The organism is Mucilaginibacter glaciei (genome assembly GCF_014773245.1).
In the GTDB taxonomy this organism is placed as follows: Bacteria; Bacteroidota; Bacteroidia; order Sphingobacteriales; family Sphingobacteriaceae; genus Mucilaginibacter; species Mucilaginibacter glaciei.
Genome location: NZ_JACWMX010000008.1, coordinates 148520 through 164099 on the forward strand (window position 1 = coordinate 148520; position 15580 = coordinate 164099).

Here is a 15580-nt window from a genome sequence, read left to right on the forward strand (position 1 = left end):
TGGAGCCGCGCGACTGCATATCTTTTCGCTAATCGCTTCGCAAAATGCCGTGCTTGTATAATAGACTTCCTCACTCGCCCGGCTCCAGCCGAGTGAGGTTTATTATAAGGCCTCCGGCCGCAGCTTTTGTTTCGGTGGCCGGAGACCGGAAAATAGTCGTCGCGCGGCTGGAGCCGCGCGACTGCATATCTTTTCGCTATCGCTCGCGCAATGATGCACTTGGATGATAAATTTTCGCATCCGCTCGGCTCCTGCCGAGTGAGGTTTATTATGAGGCCTCCGGCCGCAGCTTTTGTAGGTTTCGGCGGCCAGAGGCCGTAAAATAGTCGTCACGCGGCTGGAGCCGCGCGACTGCCAAATAAATTCACTCTAAAACTTCTTCATATTATTCTTTCTATTCACATCAGGTAAAGCGTTATCCGGATCTACAGTTAAGCTTTCTACATCCTGCTTAGTCGGTAAAAAAAAAGTGGTCACCTTGTTTTGCAGCCAGGTTTCTACCGGGAAGTAAGTACGCTGTTTAGAGCCGTCTTTTAATTTTGCCTCAACGATAAAGGGCATCGCCATCAACTCTTTATTAGCGATGGTGAGTACTACGCCTTTGCTGTGATCCTTGCCCACATATTTGGCATCTATTAGCGCAATATCCAGCTTGTAATTATTGTAGTACCATCCTTTCCAAAACCAGTTCAGGTCCTCGCCTGCGCCGTTCTCCATCGAGCGGAAAAAATCATCGGGCGTGGGGTGTTTGTAGGCCCATTTATGAATATAGTTCGTAAAGGCATAGTCAAAGCGGTCTTTACCCAGTATCTGTTCACGCAACAGGATCAGCCCAAACGCCGGTTTATAATAAGTGTACGGGTGGCGGTACTTTTCAGCAATAGCATCGGGTTGTGTCATGATGGTTGGCGCATCCGGGTCGGTAATAAATGGAATGATCTCGTCCGCCGGGTTGCCACCGTTTTCGGCGTACTCGCTATCGCGCTTAGGGGCGTACTCGCCTTTATTGAACACGTCAGATGCGTAAACATCAATAAAAGTGTTAAAGCCTTCATCCATCCAGGCAAAACGCCGCTCATTGCTGCCTACAATCATCGGGAACCAGTTGTGGCCAATCTCGTGCGCGGTGACCCAAAAAAGCTCTTTGCCTTTATCGGTAATGCCGTCAAACACAATGCCCGGGTATTCCATCCCCCCGGCTATTCCGGCTTCGTTAACGGCAACAGGATAGGGGTAAACAAACCATTTGCTTGAAAAATATTCTATTGAGCCTTTCAGGTATTCCGTCGCGCGGCCCCAGGCGTCGTTTCCGTTGCTCTCCACCGGGTAAACCGACATAGCCATGCATTTTTTACCGTTGGGCAGGTTAACCCTTGCGGCATCCCATATATACGCCTTTGAAGCACTAAAGGCCACATCGCGGGTATTCAGCATTTTAAAATGCCAGGTCAGGTTGCCTTTGTTAGTTGGCCTTGATGCCGGGTTGGTAACCTCGGCAGCGGTACGGATCATGATGGTTTTATCGCTGTTGCGGGCTGCCTCCATGCGGGCAACTCGTTTGGCTGTCAATACCTCGGTTGTGTTCAATAACTCGCCTGAGCCGGCTACGATCATATCTGCAGGCAGGGTTACCGTGTAATCAATATCGCCATACTCTAAATAAAACTCGCCGCTGCCCAAAAATGGGGCGGTGTCCCAACCGCGACTATCGTCATAAACACACATACGCGGGTAAAACTGGGCTATTTCGTAGATCTTGCCATTTTTGGTTTCCACGTAATCCGTCCGGTTACCAAAGTTGCCGGGGATGGTGTAATGATATTTGATCACCAGGCTTATCTTGGCTCCCCCGCCCGCCAGTGCTACGGGCATCCGTACCTGCATGCGGGTATCGGTTACGGTGTAAGGAACGGTGGCTGTTTTGCCGTTGGTTACTATCGAAACTGATTCTATAATATAACCCGCGGTATGTTGCGTGGCCTGCGCGGCTGTCACAAAGTTAGAGCGGGCATCTTTCTTGTAAGTATTTTGGTCCACGTGCAGCCATAGGTATTGCAAAGCATCGGGGCTATTGTTGGTGTAAGTGATGTTATCTACACCGCTGATGGTTTTGGCAACGGTATCAAGGGTTACTTTTAATTGGTAATCCGCACGGTTTTGCCAGTACTTAGGCCCGGGATCGCCATTGGGCGAATGTACCTCGTCGCCATTTTTAGTATAAGGCAGGGGTGAAAATAACAGCGAAGGCTGATAATTGGAAGCAATAGTATCGTTGCTGTTTTTCTTTTGGGCCAAGGCTGTAAAAGTTGACAGGATGAGTAAAGCGGGAATAAAACAGATCTTTTTCATGCGGTGGGCTAAGTGCGGGCAATATACAAAGGATATGTTATTTGCAATGTGCTGACTGTAAAATGATGGTTAACCCAGCATCTGTGCCAGTACACCCTCTTTAAGCGAATAAGTACTCATAGCTACATCGGCAACACCTATCTTTTGCATGATATAGATAGTAAGCAAACTGGCTACTACGATCATATCTACCCGCACGGGGATAATACCTTTGATAGCTGCGCGTTGCGCGTGGTTAGATTTTGCCAGTCGTTCTATCAGGTCGAGCAGGTCATCGGTATCAAACTCATAATTGCGCGTTTTTTTTAGGTCGAATTTGCGGCCAGCTTCTAATTCAATTACCTCGGCAAAGCTTTCAAACGCGCCTGATGAGCCGATGAGGATACGGGGGCGGTATTTAAGCGCCGCGGCAAAAAGATCGGCCAGTTGCCCATTCAAATAGCTGGTCATGGCTTTGATGGAAATTACGGGGATGGGATCTACCTTGTGAAACATATCCATCAGCCTTGCTGCACCTATTTCAAAACTTTGTTTCCATAGTATCTCATCTTCGTTGCCAATGATGAACTCTACGCTGCCGCCGCCAATGTCTATTATCAAGGCGTTCCTGTCCGTAAGGCAGCCGCTGGCATCAATGCCATTATAAATATAAGCCGCTTCCTGGTCGCCGCTAATCAATTCTATTTGGATGCCTGCCTTTTCATTCACGGCAGTAATAAAGTCCTGTCCGTTTTTTGCATTACGCAGGGCCGATGTACCGATAGCCCTTAGCTCTGTAACATGATGATCCAGCAGATGATCGCGAAAGCGTTGCATTGTTGCTATCCCACGCTCGAAAGCCGCGGGTTGGATCAGGCCCTCGTTAATGCCGCCTTCGCCAAGCTTTACACCTTCCTGCGTATGAAAAATCTCGGTAAAGTTATTTGCCGGGCCTTCTGCTATCAGTAAATGGAAGGTATTTGTACCCAGGTCCATCACCGCTACACGTTTATTTTTGCCGGGCATACTTTCATTTTGCATAGGTACTAAAGTAAAAAATCCCTTTAAAAGTTTTTGGCCTTCAAGGGATTTTGGAATTATGATAGGGTGAAGGGTTTACTCTTTATAAAAGAACCATTTAGCCAGTTCTTTAAAGCTTGCCTTTTTACCGTACATTAAAATGCCCACACGGTAAATGCGCGCGGCAACGTAGGTGGTGAACAAAAAGCCGAGAATCATCAGGCTCATGGATAAGGCCAATTGCCAGGTAGCAACTCCGCCAAACGGGATGCGAACCATCATCGCAACAGGTGCGGTAAATGGTATAATGGATAACCAAACCGCCAGCGGACTATCAGGCGCCTGGAACAATACCGATACCGATAAGATGTACGTAAATAGCAGCGGTAAAGTTATCGGGAACATAAACTGCTGCGTTTCGGTCTCACTATCAACCGCCGAACCTACTGCTGCGAATAACGCGCTGTACAATAAATATCCCGTCAGGAAATAGAATAAGAAGCAGCCTAAGATATAGCCAAAAGGGATAGTCGCTAATACGGCGATGGCACCTGCCATTGGGCTGCCCGGCCCCGAAAATGCATGCCCTGCTATTTTTGAGGTAACTACGGATAGTAAGATCCAGGCACCAAATTGTGTTAAACCAACCAGGCCAACACCGATGATCTTACCCAGCATCAACTGAAACGGTTTTACCGACGAGATCACTACCTCGATAATCCGGCTTGTTTTTTCTTCAATAACGCCACGCATTACCTGCGCACCATAAATAAATAGGGAAAGATAAATAAATATGGCACAAGCAATGCCAACACCCATAGATGCACCGACGTTGGCATCTTTTGTGCCTGCATCGGTTACTTCCATCGCGCTGATGTTAATGCGGCTCTTTTTGATCGAGTTAAGATAAGCGGTATCGATGTGATGTTCTACCAGGCTTTTATTAGACGCGATGGTGTTCATCTGGTTTTCTACCTCGCTAACTAATTTGAAGGAAGGTTTCTTTTTAGAGAAGATCTGCACCGGCGTTTTTTCATACCCTGCGGGGATAAGCAGTACAGAAAGATCTTCGTTATCCTTTAATTCTTTCTTTGCTTCATCTAAAGATTTTGCGGATGCCTGGAATTTGATGTGCTTTCGGTTATGTAATTTACCGATGAACATCTTGCTCTCGTCAATCACGTTAACCACCTGCTCGCTGCTTAGTTCCTGGCTGTTTTTGGCTACTAAACCAATAATGGCCGACATGCCCAAGATCAACAGTGGCACTACGAATATCATCACGATAAAGGCCTTTTTGCGTACGCGGGTAATGTATTCGCGTTGTATAATGAGTAATACTTTATTCATGGCGTTAGGCTATTTGGTTTACTTTTTCAATGAAGATCTCGTTCATGCTCGGGATGATCTCCTGCAGCATATTTACCCTTGTTTTAGGGATCAGGTATTGCAGCACATCGTTAGAGTTGGCCCCGCTGTTTAGTTTTAGCCTTATAACGTGGTTATTCTCATCGCCGGTTGTCGCGCTGATCACTTCAAATGGCTGCGCGCCATCAAAGCCTAACTGCTCACCGTTATACTCCACCAGGTAGGTATCATTACGGTATGAACGGCGGATGGCCTTCACCTTGCCATCTAAAATTTTGTGCGATTTGTGGATCAACGCGATGGCATCGCAAAGCTCCTCTACGGATTCCATACGGTGGGTACTGAACAGGATAGTGGCACCTTTTTTATTCAACTCCAGGATCTCATCTTTAATTATCTCTGCATTTACCGGGTCAAACCCGCTGAAGGGTTCATCCAAAATGATCAGATCAGGCTCGTGTAAAACTGTAGCCACAAACTGCGCTTTTTGCTGCATGCCTTTAGAGAGTTCCTCGATCTTCTTTTTCCACCAGGTTTGCATCCCCAGTTTATCGAACCAGAACTTTAAACGGGTAGTGGCATCAGCGCGGCTCAAGCCTTTTAAGCGGGCCAGGTAGATCATCTGCTCACCAATCTCCATTTTTTTGTACAAGCCGCGTTCTTCGGGCAGGTAGCCGATGCGTTCGATATGGCTTTGATTGAGCTTTTGCCCGTCAAAGTACACCTCTCCTGAATCGGGTGCGGTGATCTGGTTAATAATACGGATGAGTGAAGTTTTACCGGCACCGTTAGGGCCAAGCAGCCCGTAGATCTGGCCGCGTTCAACTTCTAAACTTACATCGCTTAACGCGCGGTGGCCGGCGTATTGCTTAACAATGTGACGAATGCTTAGCATATCAGGGTTTAGTTTGTTTGATTTAGATAACCAACCCTAGGCTTTGTTACAACCGTAAGCTATTTTAACTGATCTAACTTAAACCGCAAAACTTCAATGGATTCTTTTTGGCGGGAAATGATCACATACATTTCGCCCTGGTAGATCATAGTAACCGGATAACCATATTGCCCGCCCTTCCACAAGCCTTCCTGCTTTAAATGGTAAAGCTCATTAGCGATAATGTAATCCTTATTAAACTGCTTACCATCATTTGATAAGGAAAGTATCAGCGGGTTGCGGTCGTAATGATGCAGTGTATCGGGGATGCCTACGTAAAAAAAGCGTTTATCTGCCAGCCTGCCGAAGTGGAACTTACTATCATTATCAGAAAATTCTGTTTCAACAGGCCTTGACCAGCTTGTGCCATTGTTCTTGCTTTCTGTTAGCCATAGTTTACCTTTCCATCCCTTGCCCGTTACGCGTAACAGCATATGCAGTGCGTTATCATCCGTTTGGTAAAAAGAACCCTCACATAAGGGCGGCAACCCAAGTTTGGCAGCCGGTGCGTAGAATGCAGATGAGTTATCCTGCTTGTAGAGGAAATCGGGGTAAAAGCTGCTCCATTTCCACCCGGAGATGCCCCGCTTATCATCTGTGTAAGGGAACATAAAGTTACCGCTGATGATGAGCCTGCCGCTTTTGGTAAGCTGCGGGCCGTGGTTGGGTATCAGCGGCACATGCATATCGATAGGTGCGCTCCAGTGGACGCCATCGGCGCTGGTTTTTGCCCAAAGGTGGGTGTTCTCGCGGTGTTTGGTGTATTCGCCATAATAGGCTACTAAAGTGCCATTGTATTGGTAAAGACCGGCTGCGGTCAGTACCGTTAGCGTATCGTTTACTTTGCCCGGCGCTGCCAGTACCTTAACAGGCGACCAGCACTTAAAATCTTTAGAAGTGGAATAAACTACCCGCTGCCCCGGCGAATCCTCATCCTTAAAACCGTTCGACCAGATCGCCAAAAACTGATCTTTAAACCGAATGATGGACGGGTGATGATTATACAACCATTCCTTATCCGGCGAGTAGATCATCGACCGCTCGATCTTCAAATGGGTCAGCCCTGCATCTGTTTGGTAATTATTTTTAATGGCAGGCTTTTGGCCAAAAGCGATGCTGCAGATAAAAAGAAAAGGCAGGGAAAGAAACCAGCGTAGATTTGGCATAGTGGTATGTAAGCCCTAAAGATACTTTTGCCAAGCCATAAACACAAAAAAAGCCCCAAATCATAACTGATTCGGGGCTTCCTATTATCTTTCGGTCATCCGACTTTTCGTCTATTCCTTACTCGAAATATTCCTTCATCCGTTCAAAGAAACTTTTCTCGTTCTTGCCCGGGTTGGGTTTAAAGTTTGGTGAGCTTTGCAGTTTTTCTAAAATGTCGCGTTCTTCGCGGCTTAGTGCCTTTGGTGTCCAAATGTTGATGTGGATCAGCTGGTCGCCGCGGTGATAAGAGTTTACCTCCGGTACGCCTTTGCCCTTTAAACGCAGTATTTTACCACCTTGCGTACCCGGCTCAATTTTTATCTTAGCTTTGCCATCAATGGTGGGCACTTCTATACTGGTACCCAAGGTTGCGTCAACAAAGTTTACGTGCAGGTCATAAATCACATTATTACCGTCGCGTTTTAAAGTTTCGTGCGGGATCTCTTCTATCAGGATGATCAGGTCGCCGGGCATACCACCGCGCGGTGCAGCGTTACCTTTGCCACTCATGCTCAATTGCATGCCTTCACTTACACCTGCAGGTACGTTGATAGTAATGGTTTCTTCTCCGCGTGTAACACCTTCGCCATGGCAAACGTTACATTTAGCCGTAATAGTCGATCCTTCTCCGTTACAGGTAGGGCAGGTGCTGGTAGTTTGCATCTGGCCCAAAATTGTATTGGTTACCCTGCGTACAGAACCCTGGCCAGCACACGTTTTACAGGTTTGGAAAGACGATTTATCTTTTGCGCCCGTGCCATCACAGGTTTTACACAGGATCTGTTTATTTACCTTGATCTTCTTTTCGGCGCCGTTGGCAATTTCTTCAATGGTTAGCCTTACTTTAATACGCAGGTTGCTGCCACGGGCTACACGGCGGCCATCGCCACCTTGCCTGCCGCCACCGCCGAAGAAGCCTTCAAACGGTGAGCCGCCTCCGCCAAAAATGTCACCAAACTGGCTAAATATGTCGTCCATATTCATACTGCCGCCGCCGTAACCACCACCATTTGGCGATGACGCATTGGCAGCATGGCCAAACTGATCGTACCGCTGGCGTTTTTCGGGCGAGCTCAGTACTTCGTAAGCTTCGGCAGCTTCCTTAAACTTTTCTTCGGCCTCTTTATCACCCTCGTTTTTATCCGGGTGATATTTGATAGCCATTTTACGGTACGCTTTTTTTACTTCGTCAGCATCGGCACCTTTGCTAACGCCAAGCACATCGTAATAATCTCTCTTAGCCATATCTTTAATTATTTCGGATTTCGAAATTTCGATTTCGGAATTTTACTTTTTTGCAACTCGATCAATCGATTTTTAATTTTGGATTTAATCAATCCGAAATCGAAAATCCGACATCAACTTTACGCTCCAACAATTACCTTAGCAAAGCGGATCACTTTCTCATTAAGTTCGTACCCTTTTTCCATTTCATCAATTACTTTTCCCTTCAAATCGTCTGTTGGGGCAGGGATGTTGGTAATGGCTTCGTGCAGGTCGGCATCAAAAGGAGTACCTATCGATTGCATTTCCTTCAGGCCTTTTTGTGCCAGGATGTTTTTCATCTTGTTCTGGATCAATGCAACACCTTCTTTCACGGCAACAATATCAGTTGCATTTTCCATAGAGCGGATAGCGCGTTCAAAATCATCCAATACCGGCAATAAGGCAACGATAACATCTTTACCTTCAGTTTTGCGGGCATCCTCACGCTCTTTAATAGTGCGACGGCGGAAATTGTCAAACTCTGCATATAAGCGTAAAAACTTATCATTTGCTTGTGTTAACTCTTCTTTATGCTTTTCTTCCAAAGATATCTCAGGTTCGGCCTGCTCTATTTGCTGGGCTTGTTCCTGACCGTCAGTCTGTCCGTTTTCGTTTGCCATTTCAGCGGTGTTTTCAGGATTCTCTGAATCTTCCTTCTTCTTTTTCTTTAACATGTCATTAAAATTCATAGCGAGTATTGCTAATCAAGTATCCTGCCATCGGGATAAACCCGACAAGCTGTCAGTTAAGTTTTGTTGTTTGTGACTTGTTATCTGGTATTGTGTTAAAAGTGTTAGTACTCGCGACATAAGGCCGCCTCAACTAACTAATTTACCATTAACAAATAACGCGGGCTACGCTATCTGCACATCCTCTAACACTTTACCATTCTCGCATTTAATAATGCGAGAAGGGAAGGTGCGGATGATATGATAATCATGCGTGGCGATCAATACGGCGGTACCCGACTGGCTGATCTGCTTGAGCAGTAATACGATCTCTTCAGATGTATCGGGGTCAAGGTTGCCCGTTGGCTCATCGGCCAGTATGATCTCGGGATTATTTAAAAGCGCACGAGCTACAACTACACGTTGCTGCTCACCGCCCGAAAGCTCATGAGGCATTTTTTTGAGTTTAGAACGCAGGCCGACTTTTTCTAAAACATCCAGTATCCGGTCGCTGATTTGTTGCTTATCATCCCAGCCTGTAGCGCGTAAAACAAATTGCAGGTTTTGCTCAACCGTACGGTCCGTAAGTAATTGAAAATCCTGAAAAACAATACCCAGTTTACGGCGCAGGTAAGGTACATCCTTACCTGTTAATTTACTTAATTCATAACCACAGGCATGGCCGGTGCCGCTTGCCACATGCAGGTCGCCGTAGATGATTTTCAGCAAACTACTTTTGCCTGATCCTGTTTGGCCGATAAGCCAAACAAAATCGCCTTTATCAATGTGTAAATTAACGTTTGACAACACCAGGTGCTTTTGCTGAAAAACATCAATGTTATTTAATTTTATAATAGAGTTTCCTATCATTTTCTTATAGGTCTAATTTTAATATTTTACCAAAGGGAAGGTCTTTAACCACCCCCATAATATAATCGTGCTTATCTTTAAGGCCGATCTTATCTAATGATTTCTCAGGCCTGTCTACCCTGAAATAAGCCAGCAGTGTAAACTTATCGTCTCTTAGCTGTACATAGTCGGGTATTTTGGCAACGCCTTTTACTTTTATAATATACATTTTATAAGCTAGAACCTTTAAGTTCCAAATTTATCGTTTTTAGCTGACATTGACGGGATAAGCTTTCAGCTTTCTTCTATTCGCTTTTAGCTTAAGGCACACAAGAACTGCATGGTGTCAACGCCGTCGGCATAATCCCATAATTGCGGGTGCTGGCTTTGGCCGAAACCTACAATTTGGTTAGGTAGTTGGATATCTGCTTTTGTAACAACGCATTGCAATTGTTCGCTTTGCCCGGCTAACATTTGCTGAGCCGATGGCAGGGTGGTGTAAGTGTCATAAAATAATACGGCCAATGGTGATACCAGTCGATCATCCTGCTTAACCAGTAAAAAGCCGTTATCCAAATGCTTATCGCCGTTTACCAGGTAAATAGATTTGTTATAATCGTAATTGTTATTGTATTTATGGTGGTTGATAATGTCGGAATGCGCCTCTATAGACTCAAAAAAGAAGTTGAAATCATAACCTCCGGGCACTAATAGCTTAGATACGTTACGGCAGCCCAGGCCGTAATAATCAAAAATATCGTGGCCCAGGTTAAAAAGGTCTTCGGCAGACTCATTGCCGGTTAATAAAGCTATACTGTTGCGGTTTTTGCGGATAATATTGGGCACTTTACCAAAATAGTATTCGAAATAGCGCGAGGTGTTATTGCTGCCGGTAGCGATAATGGCTTCAAAGCATTCCAGCCGTTCAACAAAGCTAAACTGCTCTTTATAGCTCGTTTGCAAATCTACCAGTTTGCTTAATACATATTTGATCAGCCTGGAGTCTTGCGATGATGCTTTGATCAGCGCGTGGTTGCCGGTTAGCATTACACACAGTACATCATGAAAGCCTACCAGCGGGATGTTGCCGGCCAGTACCAAGCCTACTTTTTTACTTTCGCCGTTTTTTAGATTGTACCGGTTTAGCCATTGTTCTAAATCGGTAGGGTTTAACATTTTACCGGTGGCGATTACTGCCCTCAAAACACTTTCGGGGGTAAACCAGGCGTTGTACTGCCTTTCAGACGCTATCAGGTTCATCAGTTGCGCATCGGGCGAGGCTAACTGTTCACCTAACTCAGCAAAAGTGTTTATAGCGGTTGTAATATCTAATTTTGACATATATATGTTAAGCGGGTAAACCCTTGAAATCTTTTTTTGTTATATTTGCATCCCCTGCAATGGCGGGCAAAGTTAAATCAGAAAATAAGAATATTTAAACAATATGGCGATTATAATCACCGATGAATGCATAAACTGCGGAGCCTGCGAACCAGAGTGCCCCAATAATGCTATTTATGATGCCGGCGCGGGTTGGAGATTCTCTGACGGTACCGGTTTAAAAGGAGTTATTGATTTTGGCGATGGTAATACCTTAAATGCAGAAGAAACCCAAGCTGCTTTAAGCGATGATATCTACTACATAGTACCTGATAAATGTACAGAGTGTGTAGGCTTTCATGACGAGCCACAGTGTGCCGCGGTTTGCCCGGTAGATTGCTGTGTTGATGACGAGGATGTACGCGAAACTCAAGAAGAACTGCTGGCCAAGAAAGATTGGCTGCACATAAACGAATAGTCAAAAAATATGATAATTTAGAGGGGAATGCGGTTATCGTATTCCCCTTTTTTGTAAACGAAACTTTATGCACACTCATGCGTAATAAGTGGTACTAAATTATGGAATACGGAATTTGTAACCTTGCTGTTGTGCCCTTACGTGCAGAGCCAAGTGACAGAAGCGAACAGGTTTCGCAATTGTTGTTTGGCGAAGCCTTTGAGGTAATAGAATGGAAGGAAAAGTGGGTTCAAATAACCACTGCAACAGATAACTATAGCGGTTGGATAGATCGCCTTCAATTTACAACTTTAGGCCACATGGCTTACAAGCGCCTGGTGCAGTATCCCGCACCTTTAACTTTTAAACCGGTAACGCAGGCCTGGAAAATTTCCGATAATACCGTGATCTATTTACCGGCGGGCAGTTCATTAGCTTTTTTGGAGGGCACGACAAGTTATATTGGCAGCCAGAAATTTGAGATAATAGGCGAGATAGGTGAAAAAGAGCACATCACCAATATTGCCCGCTCTTACCTGAATGTACCTTATTTATGGGGTGGCCGTACGCATTTTGGTATCGATTGCTCGGGCTACACGCAGATCGTCTTTAAATTATTGGGTATCAACCTGCGCAGGGATGCATCGTTACAGGCACGTGAAGGTACAGCGATAGACGCCCTGAGCCAGACTAAATTGGGCGATTTGGCATTTTTTGGTGCCGATGAGGGGAAGATAACGCATGTTGGGATCTTATTAGGAAATGGCGAGATCATCCATGCATCAGGCAAGGTTAAGATAGATAAAATAGAAACCGAAGGAATTTACTCTGAAGAATTAAAACGTTACACTCACAAGTTACGCAGCATAAGGCGTTATTTTTAGAAAGCGACATCCCAAATAATTACCTTTTTATCATCGCTTACAGATAGGAGTTGATCGCCATTCCAGGCCATTTTATTAACAGACAGGGCGTGGCTTGCATATCCTTTTTCCCGACTGATGATCTTACGTAGTTTGAAATCATTGCTATCCCAAATTTTAATACTTTTATCCATACTCGCCGTGGCAAAATAGGATTGGGTAGGGTGAAAGGCAATGTGATTTACGGCGAATAAATGTGCCGGTATATTTTGAATAAGTGCGTAGGTTTTATTGTCCCAGATCTTTACTTGCGCATCCCTTGCGCCTGATACAAGGTAATCGCCGTTAGGCGAGTATTGCAAAGCAAACACCGCCATGGTGTGCCCTATCAGTGCTTTTACAGGGCTGTAATCATCCAGGTCGTAAATGATAATTCTGTCGTCCCTGCAACCAAAAGCTACACGGTCTTCAGTTGGGTTGATGGTGATACAGCGCACGGTATCGTCAGAGACCTTAATACTGTGCACCAGTTCCAGACTTTTTAAGCTCCAGACCGATACCGTGCCATCCTCTGATGCGATCAGCAACTCATCCTTTTTTGCAGAGGACTTGATATCGAAAATGGGTTTAATGTGCTGCCTTAGCCGATGCGTTACCTTCTGCTCGGCAAAATTAAAAACCAATACTTCGCCGCTGCGCAGGCCTGCAAACATCAGCGGGTATGCAACCGGGCAATGGATAGCGTATATAGATGCAGGCACCGGGAACATTACTTTGATAAAAGACTTATCAGCCAGGTTCCATTCTACCAGCCCTTTGTCGTTGCCACCGGTAAACAATATGCCCGGCTTTTGCGAAAGCTCCACCGTGAATATCGGGTTGCTATGGCCGGTAAGTTCAGCAATTTTATTGACAGTGATCATCTTTATAAGTTGCGTTAAGCGGCAAAGAATTTGATAGCTAATTTTAGCTGAAAAGCTTATTTTTTATGTCTTTCCTCTAAATTCTTAGCGATCTGTTCCAGATTTAAGCCTTTTTCTCTCAATAAAACCAATAAATGAAAAACCAGGTCTGACGACTCATTGATCAGGTCGGTTTCAGTTTCGGCCAAGGCGGCTATCACGGTTTCTACTCCTTCTTCGCCAACTTTCTGGGCTATTTTGTTAAGCCCCTTCTTGCGTAACTTATCCACGTATGATCCCTCCTGCGGGTTCTCATACCTGTCGGCAATGATATGCTCCAGCGCCAGTATAAAGTTTTGATTGTAAGCTGTTTTGAAACAGTTGCGTGAGCCTGTATGGCAGGTGGGGCCGTCGGCTTTAACTTTTATCAATAGGGTATCATTATCGCAATCAATATCTATACTCTTTACATGCAGATAGTTCTGGCTAGTTTCGCCTTTGGTCCATAAGCGATTTTTTGAGCGGGAAAAAAAAGTTACAATGTTCTGCTGCACCGTTTTATCATAAGCCTCCCGGTTCATATAACCGAGCATCAGCACCTCAAGCGTTTGCTCGTCTTGTATAATAACCGGCACTAAGCCGTCTGTTTTGTTGAAATCTATGTTCATAAGTTAAAATATATGTCATTGCGAGCGATAGAGTGGCAATCTCATCAGAAAAGTCCGGAGATTGCTTCGTCCCTCGCAAAGACGCGGGGAGATAATGGCTATATCCTTACCTCAATATTGTTCTGTTTTAAAATACCCTTCAAATCGGGTATTAGTATTTCGCCATAGTGAAACACTGATGCAGCTAAAGCGGCATCTACATTGGTATGCTTAAATACATCAACAAAGTGCTGTACAGAACCTGCGCCGCCGGATGCTATCACCGGGATATTTACCGCATCATTTACTTTCTTTAGCAAGCCATTGTCAAAACCGACTTTTGTGCCGTCGTGATCCATGGAGGTCAGTAGTATTTCCCCTGCACCGCGGCTCTCAGCCTCTTTTATCCAGTCTAAGGTTTGTTTCTCAGTTGGTAAGCGGCCCCCGTTTAAATGGACAATGTTTTTATCGCCCATTACCCTTGTATCTACAGCCACGATCACAAACTGAACGCCGAAGGTTTTTGCCAGTTCGTCTATCAAAGCCGGGTTACGCACCGCAGCTGAGTTGATCGAAATTTTATCGGCACCGGCGTTTAAAAGCGCATCTGCATCAGCAATTTCGTTAATACCGCCGCCTATAGTAAACGGGATATTGATTTGCCGGGCTACTGATTTTACCAGCTCAACCAGTGTTTTCCTTTTCTCTACGGTAGCGGTAATATCTAAGAATACCAATTCGTCTGCACCCTGTTGCGAATAGTTCCAGGCCAGTTCTACCGGGTCGCCGGCATCGCGCAGGTCAACAAAGTTCACACCCTTTACAGTGCGGCCGTTTTTAACATCAAGGCAGGGTATGATTCTTTTTGCGAGCATATTATTGAAGGGTCATTACGAGGTACGAAGCAATCTCTTGATCGTCAAGGCGGATAGGCAAAGTTTTGAGATTGCTTTGTACCTCGCAATGACGCGTTGGAGAAAACGCTGCGCGTTTTTAACTTAAATGGACATCAAACTTTCCAAATTCCAGTTTTTAATTTCTTCGATGCTGATGTGGTTTTCATAGATAGCTTTGCCAACGACGCACGATTCAACCTTTATTTTATTCAACTCCTCAATATCTTTCATTGAACTTACACCGCCTGAAGCGATCAGTTTGATGAATGGCGAATGATCCAGCAGTTTTTCATACAGTTGCACGCCTGCACCACCTAACTTACCGTCCTTATTAATATCGGTACAAAGAAAACGAAAAAAGCCTAATGCCAAACACTTATCTACGTAGTCCATTAGTTTGATAGGCGAGCTCTCCATCCAGCCTGAATATTTGATTACTTCATCCAGCACGTCTATAGCTATCACTACCTGGTCGCTACATTTATCGCGGCCACAGATGGCTTTGCTTAGGTCTTCTAAAAAAGACGGGTTGGTAAGCGCCTGGGTACCTACGATAACGCGGTGAACGCCCGAATCTATCAGTTCTTTTACCTTATCTATGCTGCGGATGCCACCGCCATATTGCACCTGCATGTCTGTTTTACGGATTACATCAAAAAGATATTGCTGGTTACTAAAATCGTTTTTGGCGCCGTTAAGGTCAATGATGTGGATGAAGTTTGTACCGTTAGATTGGTACCGTTCTATCATCTCTTCTAACGTAACATCATACTCTGTTACCTGCTGATAATCGCCTTCGCGCAGCCTTACAACCTTTTTATTCAGAATATCTATAGCGGGGATTATATACATCGGG

Annotated in this window: 16 protein-coding genes; 2 read left to right on the forward strand and 14 right to left on the reverse strand. The window is 45.1% G+C overall.

Annotation, left to right across the window (positions count from 1 at the left end):
- Positions 1–369: 369 nt before the first annotated feature.
- The 10 genes from IDJ76_RS17890 to IDJ76_RS17935 form a co-directional block, all read right to left on the reverse strand.
- Positions 370–2349 (reverse strand): M1 family metallopeptidase, encoded by a 1980-nt coding sequence (locus IDJ76_RS17890; protein ID WP_191165143.1) that lies wholly within the window; start codon positions 2347–2349, stop codon positions 370–372.
- A gap of 69 nt (positions 2350–2418) precedes the next feature.
- Positions 2419–3369, reverse strand: a complete 951-nt coding sequence (locus IDJ76_RS17895) for a Ppx/GppA phosphatase family protein (protein ID WP_191165145.1) — start codon at positions 3367–3369, stop codon at positions 2419–2421.
- 75 nt (positions 3370–3444) lie between these two features.
- Positions 3445–4698, reverse strand: coding sequence for an ABC transporter permease (locus IDJ76_RS17900; protein WP_191165147.1), 1254 nt, complete (start codon positions 4696–4698; stop codon positions 3445–3447).
- Positions 4699–4702: 4 nt separating this feature from the next.
- Entirely contained in the window at positions 4703–5611 is a 909-nt protein-coding gene (locus IDJ76_RS17905) for an ABC transporter ATP-binding protein (protein ID WP_191165149.1), read from the reverse strand.
- A 59-nt stretch (positions 5612–5670) separates the two neighbouring features.
- Complete coding sequence (locus tag IDJ76_RS17910; protein ID WP_191165151.1) at positions 5671–6816, reverse strand: exo-alpha-sialidase; 1146 nt, start codon at positions 6814–6816, stop codon at positions 5671–5673.
- A gap of 118 nt (positions 6817–6934) precedes the next feature.
- Positions 6935–8101: a molecular chaperone DnaJ gene (gene dnaJ / locus IDJ76_RS17915; RefSeq protein WP_191165153.1), complete on the reverse strand. Its 1167-nt coding sequence runs from the start codon at positions 8099–8101 to the stop codon at positions 6935–6937.
- Between the two features lie 119 nt (positions 8102–8220).
- Positions 8221–8811: a nucleotide exchange factor GrpE gene (locus IDJ76_RS17920; RefSeq protein ID WP_224746397.1), complete on the reverse strand. Its 591-nt coding sequence runs from the start codon at positions 8809–8811 to the stop codon at positions 8221–8223.
- Positions 8812–8976: 165 nt separating this feature from the next.
- Positions 8977–9660: a cell division ATP-binding protein FtsE gene (locus IDJ76_RS17925; protein WP_191165156.1), complete on the reverse strand. Its 684-nt coding sequence runs from the start codon at positions 9658–9660 to the stop codon at positions 8977–8979.
- A 4-nt stretch (positions 9661–9664) separates the two neighbouring features.
- A complete protein-coding gene (locus tag IDJ76_RS17930; protein WP_191165158.1) occupies positions 9665–9868 on the reverse strand; it encodes a fructose-6-phosphate aldolase in 204 nt (67 codons plus the stop codon).
- 86 nt (positions 9869–9954) lie between these two features.
- Positions 9955–10980, reverse strand: coding sequence for an acyl-CoA reductase (locus tag IDJ76_RS17935; protein ID WP_191165159.1), 1026 nt, complete (start codon positions 10978–10980; stop codon positions 9955–9957).
- Positions 10981–11083: 103 nt separating this feature from the next.
- Between IDJ76_RS17935 and IDJ76_RS17940 the strand changes: the two genes are divergently transcribed.
- Positions 11084–11437, forward strand: a complete 354-nt coding sequence (locus tag IDJ76_RS17940; RefSeq protein ID WP_191165161.1) for a 4Fe-4S dicluster domain-containing protein — start codon at positions 11084–11086, stop codon at positions 11435–11437.
- A 101-nt stretch (positions 11438–11538) separates the two neighbouring features.
- The gene (locus tag IDJ76_RS17945; protein ID WP_191165163.1) at positions 11539–12300 is read left to right on the forward strand and encodes a C40 family peptidase; all 762 of its coding nucleotides are present in this window, start codon (positions 11539–11541) and stop codon (positions 12298–12300) included.
- Here IDJ76_RS17945 and IDJ76_RS17950 read toward each other — a convergent pair.
- The 4 genes from IDJ76_RS17950 to IDJ76_RS17965 form a co-directional block, all read right to left on the reverse strand.
- Complete coding sequence (locus IDJ76_RS17950; protein ID WP_191165165.1) at positions 12297–13202, reverse strand: WD40 repeat domain-containing protein; 906 nt, start codon at positions 13200–13202, stop codon at positions 12297–12299. The two genes, IDJ76_RS17945 and IDJ76_RS17950, sit on opposite strands and share 4 nt — an antisense overlap.
- Positions 13203–13258: 56 nt before the next feature.
- Positions 13259–13849, reverse strand: coding sequence for a bifunctional phosphoribosyl-AMP cyclohydrolase/phosphoribosyl-ATP diphosphatase HisIE (gene hisIE, locus IDJ76_RS17955; protein WP_191165167.1), 591 nt, complete (start codon positions 13847–13849; stop codon positions 13259–13261).
- Between the two features lie 98 nt (positions 13850–13947).
- Positions 13948–14703, reverse strand: coding sequence for an imidazole glycerol phosphate synthase subunit HisF (hisF, locus tag IDJ76_RS17960; RefSeq protein WP_191165169.1), 756 nt, complete (start codon positions 14701–14703; stop codon positions 13948–13950).
- Between the two features lie 123 nt (positions 14704–14826).
- Positions 14827–15576: a 1-(5-phosphoribosyl)-5-[(5-phosphoribosylamino)methylideneamino]imidazole-4-carboxamide isomerase gene (locus IDJ76_RS17965; RefSeq protein ID WP_191165171.1), complete on the reverse strand. Its 750-nt coding sequence runs from the start codon at positions 15574–15576 to the stop codon at positions 14827–14829.
- Between the last annotated feature and the right edge of the window lie 4 nt (positions 15577–15580).

Coding starts and splice junctions, on each gene's coding strand:
- IDJ76_RS17890 (WP_191165143.1), bottom strand. CDS start 2,349: ATGAAAAAGATCTGTTTTATTCCCGCTTTACTCATCCTGTCAACTTTT.
- IDJ76_RS17895 (WP_191165145.1), bottom strand. CDS start 3,369: ATGCAAAATGAAAGTATGCCCGGCAAAAATAAACGTGTAGCGGTGATG.
- IDJ76_RS17900 (WP_191165147.1), bottom strand. CDS start 4,698: ATGAATAAAGTATTACTCATTATACAACGCGAATACATTACCCGCGTA.
- IDJ76_RS17905 (WP_191165149.1), bottom strand. CDS start 5,611: ATGCTAAGCATTCGTCACATTGTTAAGCAATACGCCGGCCACCGCGCG.
- IDJ76_RS17910 (WP_191165151.1), bottom strand. CDS start 6,816: ATGCCAAATCTACGCTGGTTTCTTTCCCTGCCTTTTCTTTTTATCTGC.
- dnaJ (WP_191165153.1), bottom strand. CDS start 8,101: ATGGCTAAGAGAGATTATTACGATGTGCTTGGCGTTAGCAAAGGTGCC.
- IDJ76_RS17920 (WP_224746397.1), bottom strand. CDS start 8,811: ATGAATTTTAATGACATGTTAAAGAAAAAGAAGAAGGAAGATTCAGAG.
- IDJ76_RS17925 (WP_191165156.1), bottom strand. CDS start 9,660: ATGATAGGAAACTCTATTATAAAATTAAATAACATTGATGTTTTTCAG.
- IDJ76_RS17930 (WP_191165158.1), bottom strand. CDS start 9,868: ATGTATATTATAAAAGTAAAAGGCGTTGCCAAAATACCCGACTATGTA.
- IDJ76_RS17935 (WP_191165159.1), bottom strand. CDS start 10,980: ATGTCAAAATTAGATATTACAACCGCTATAAACACTTTTGCTGAGTTA.
- IDJ76_RS17940 (WP_191165161.1), top strand. CDS start 11,084: ATGGCGATTATAATCACCGATGAATGCATAAACTGCGGAGCCTGCGAA.
- IDJ76_RS17945 (WP_191165163.1), top strand. CDS start 11,539: ATGGAATACGGAATTTGTAACCTTGCTGTTGTGCCCTTACGTGCAGAG.
- IDJ76_RS17950 (WP_191165165.1), bottom strand. CDS start 13,202: ATGATCACTGTCAATAAAATTGCTGAACTTACCGGCCATAGCAACCCG.
- hisIE (WP_191165167.1), bottom strand. CDS start 13,849: ATGAACATAGATTTCAACAAAACAGACGGCTTAGTGCCGGTTATTATA.
- hisF (WP_191165169.1), bottom strand. CDS start 14,703: ATGCTCGCAAAAAGAATCATACCCTGCCTTGATGTTAAAAACGGCCGC.
- IDJ76_RS17965 (WP_191165171.1), bottom strand. CDS start 15,576: ATGTATATAATCCCCGCTATAGATATTCTGAATAAAAAGGTTGTAAGG.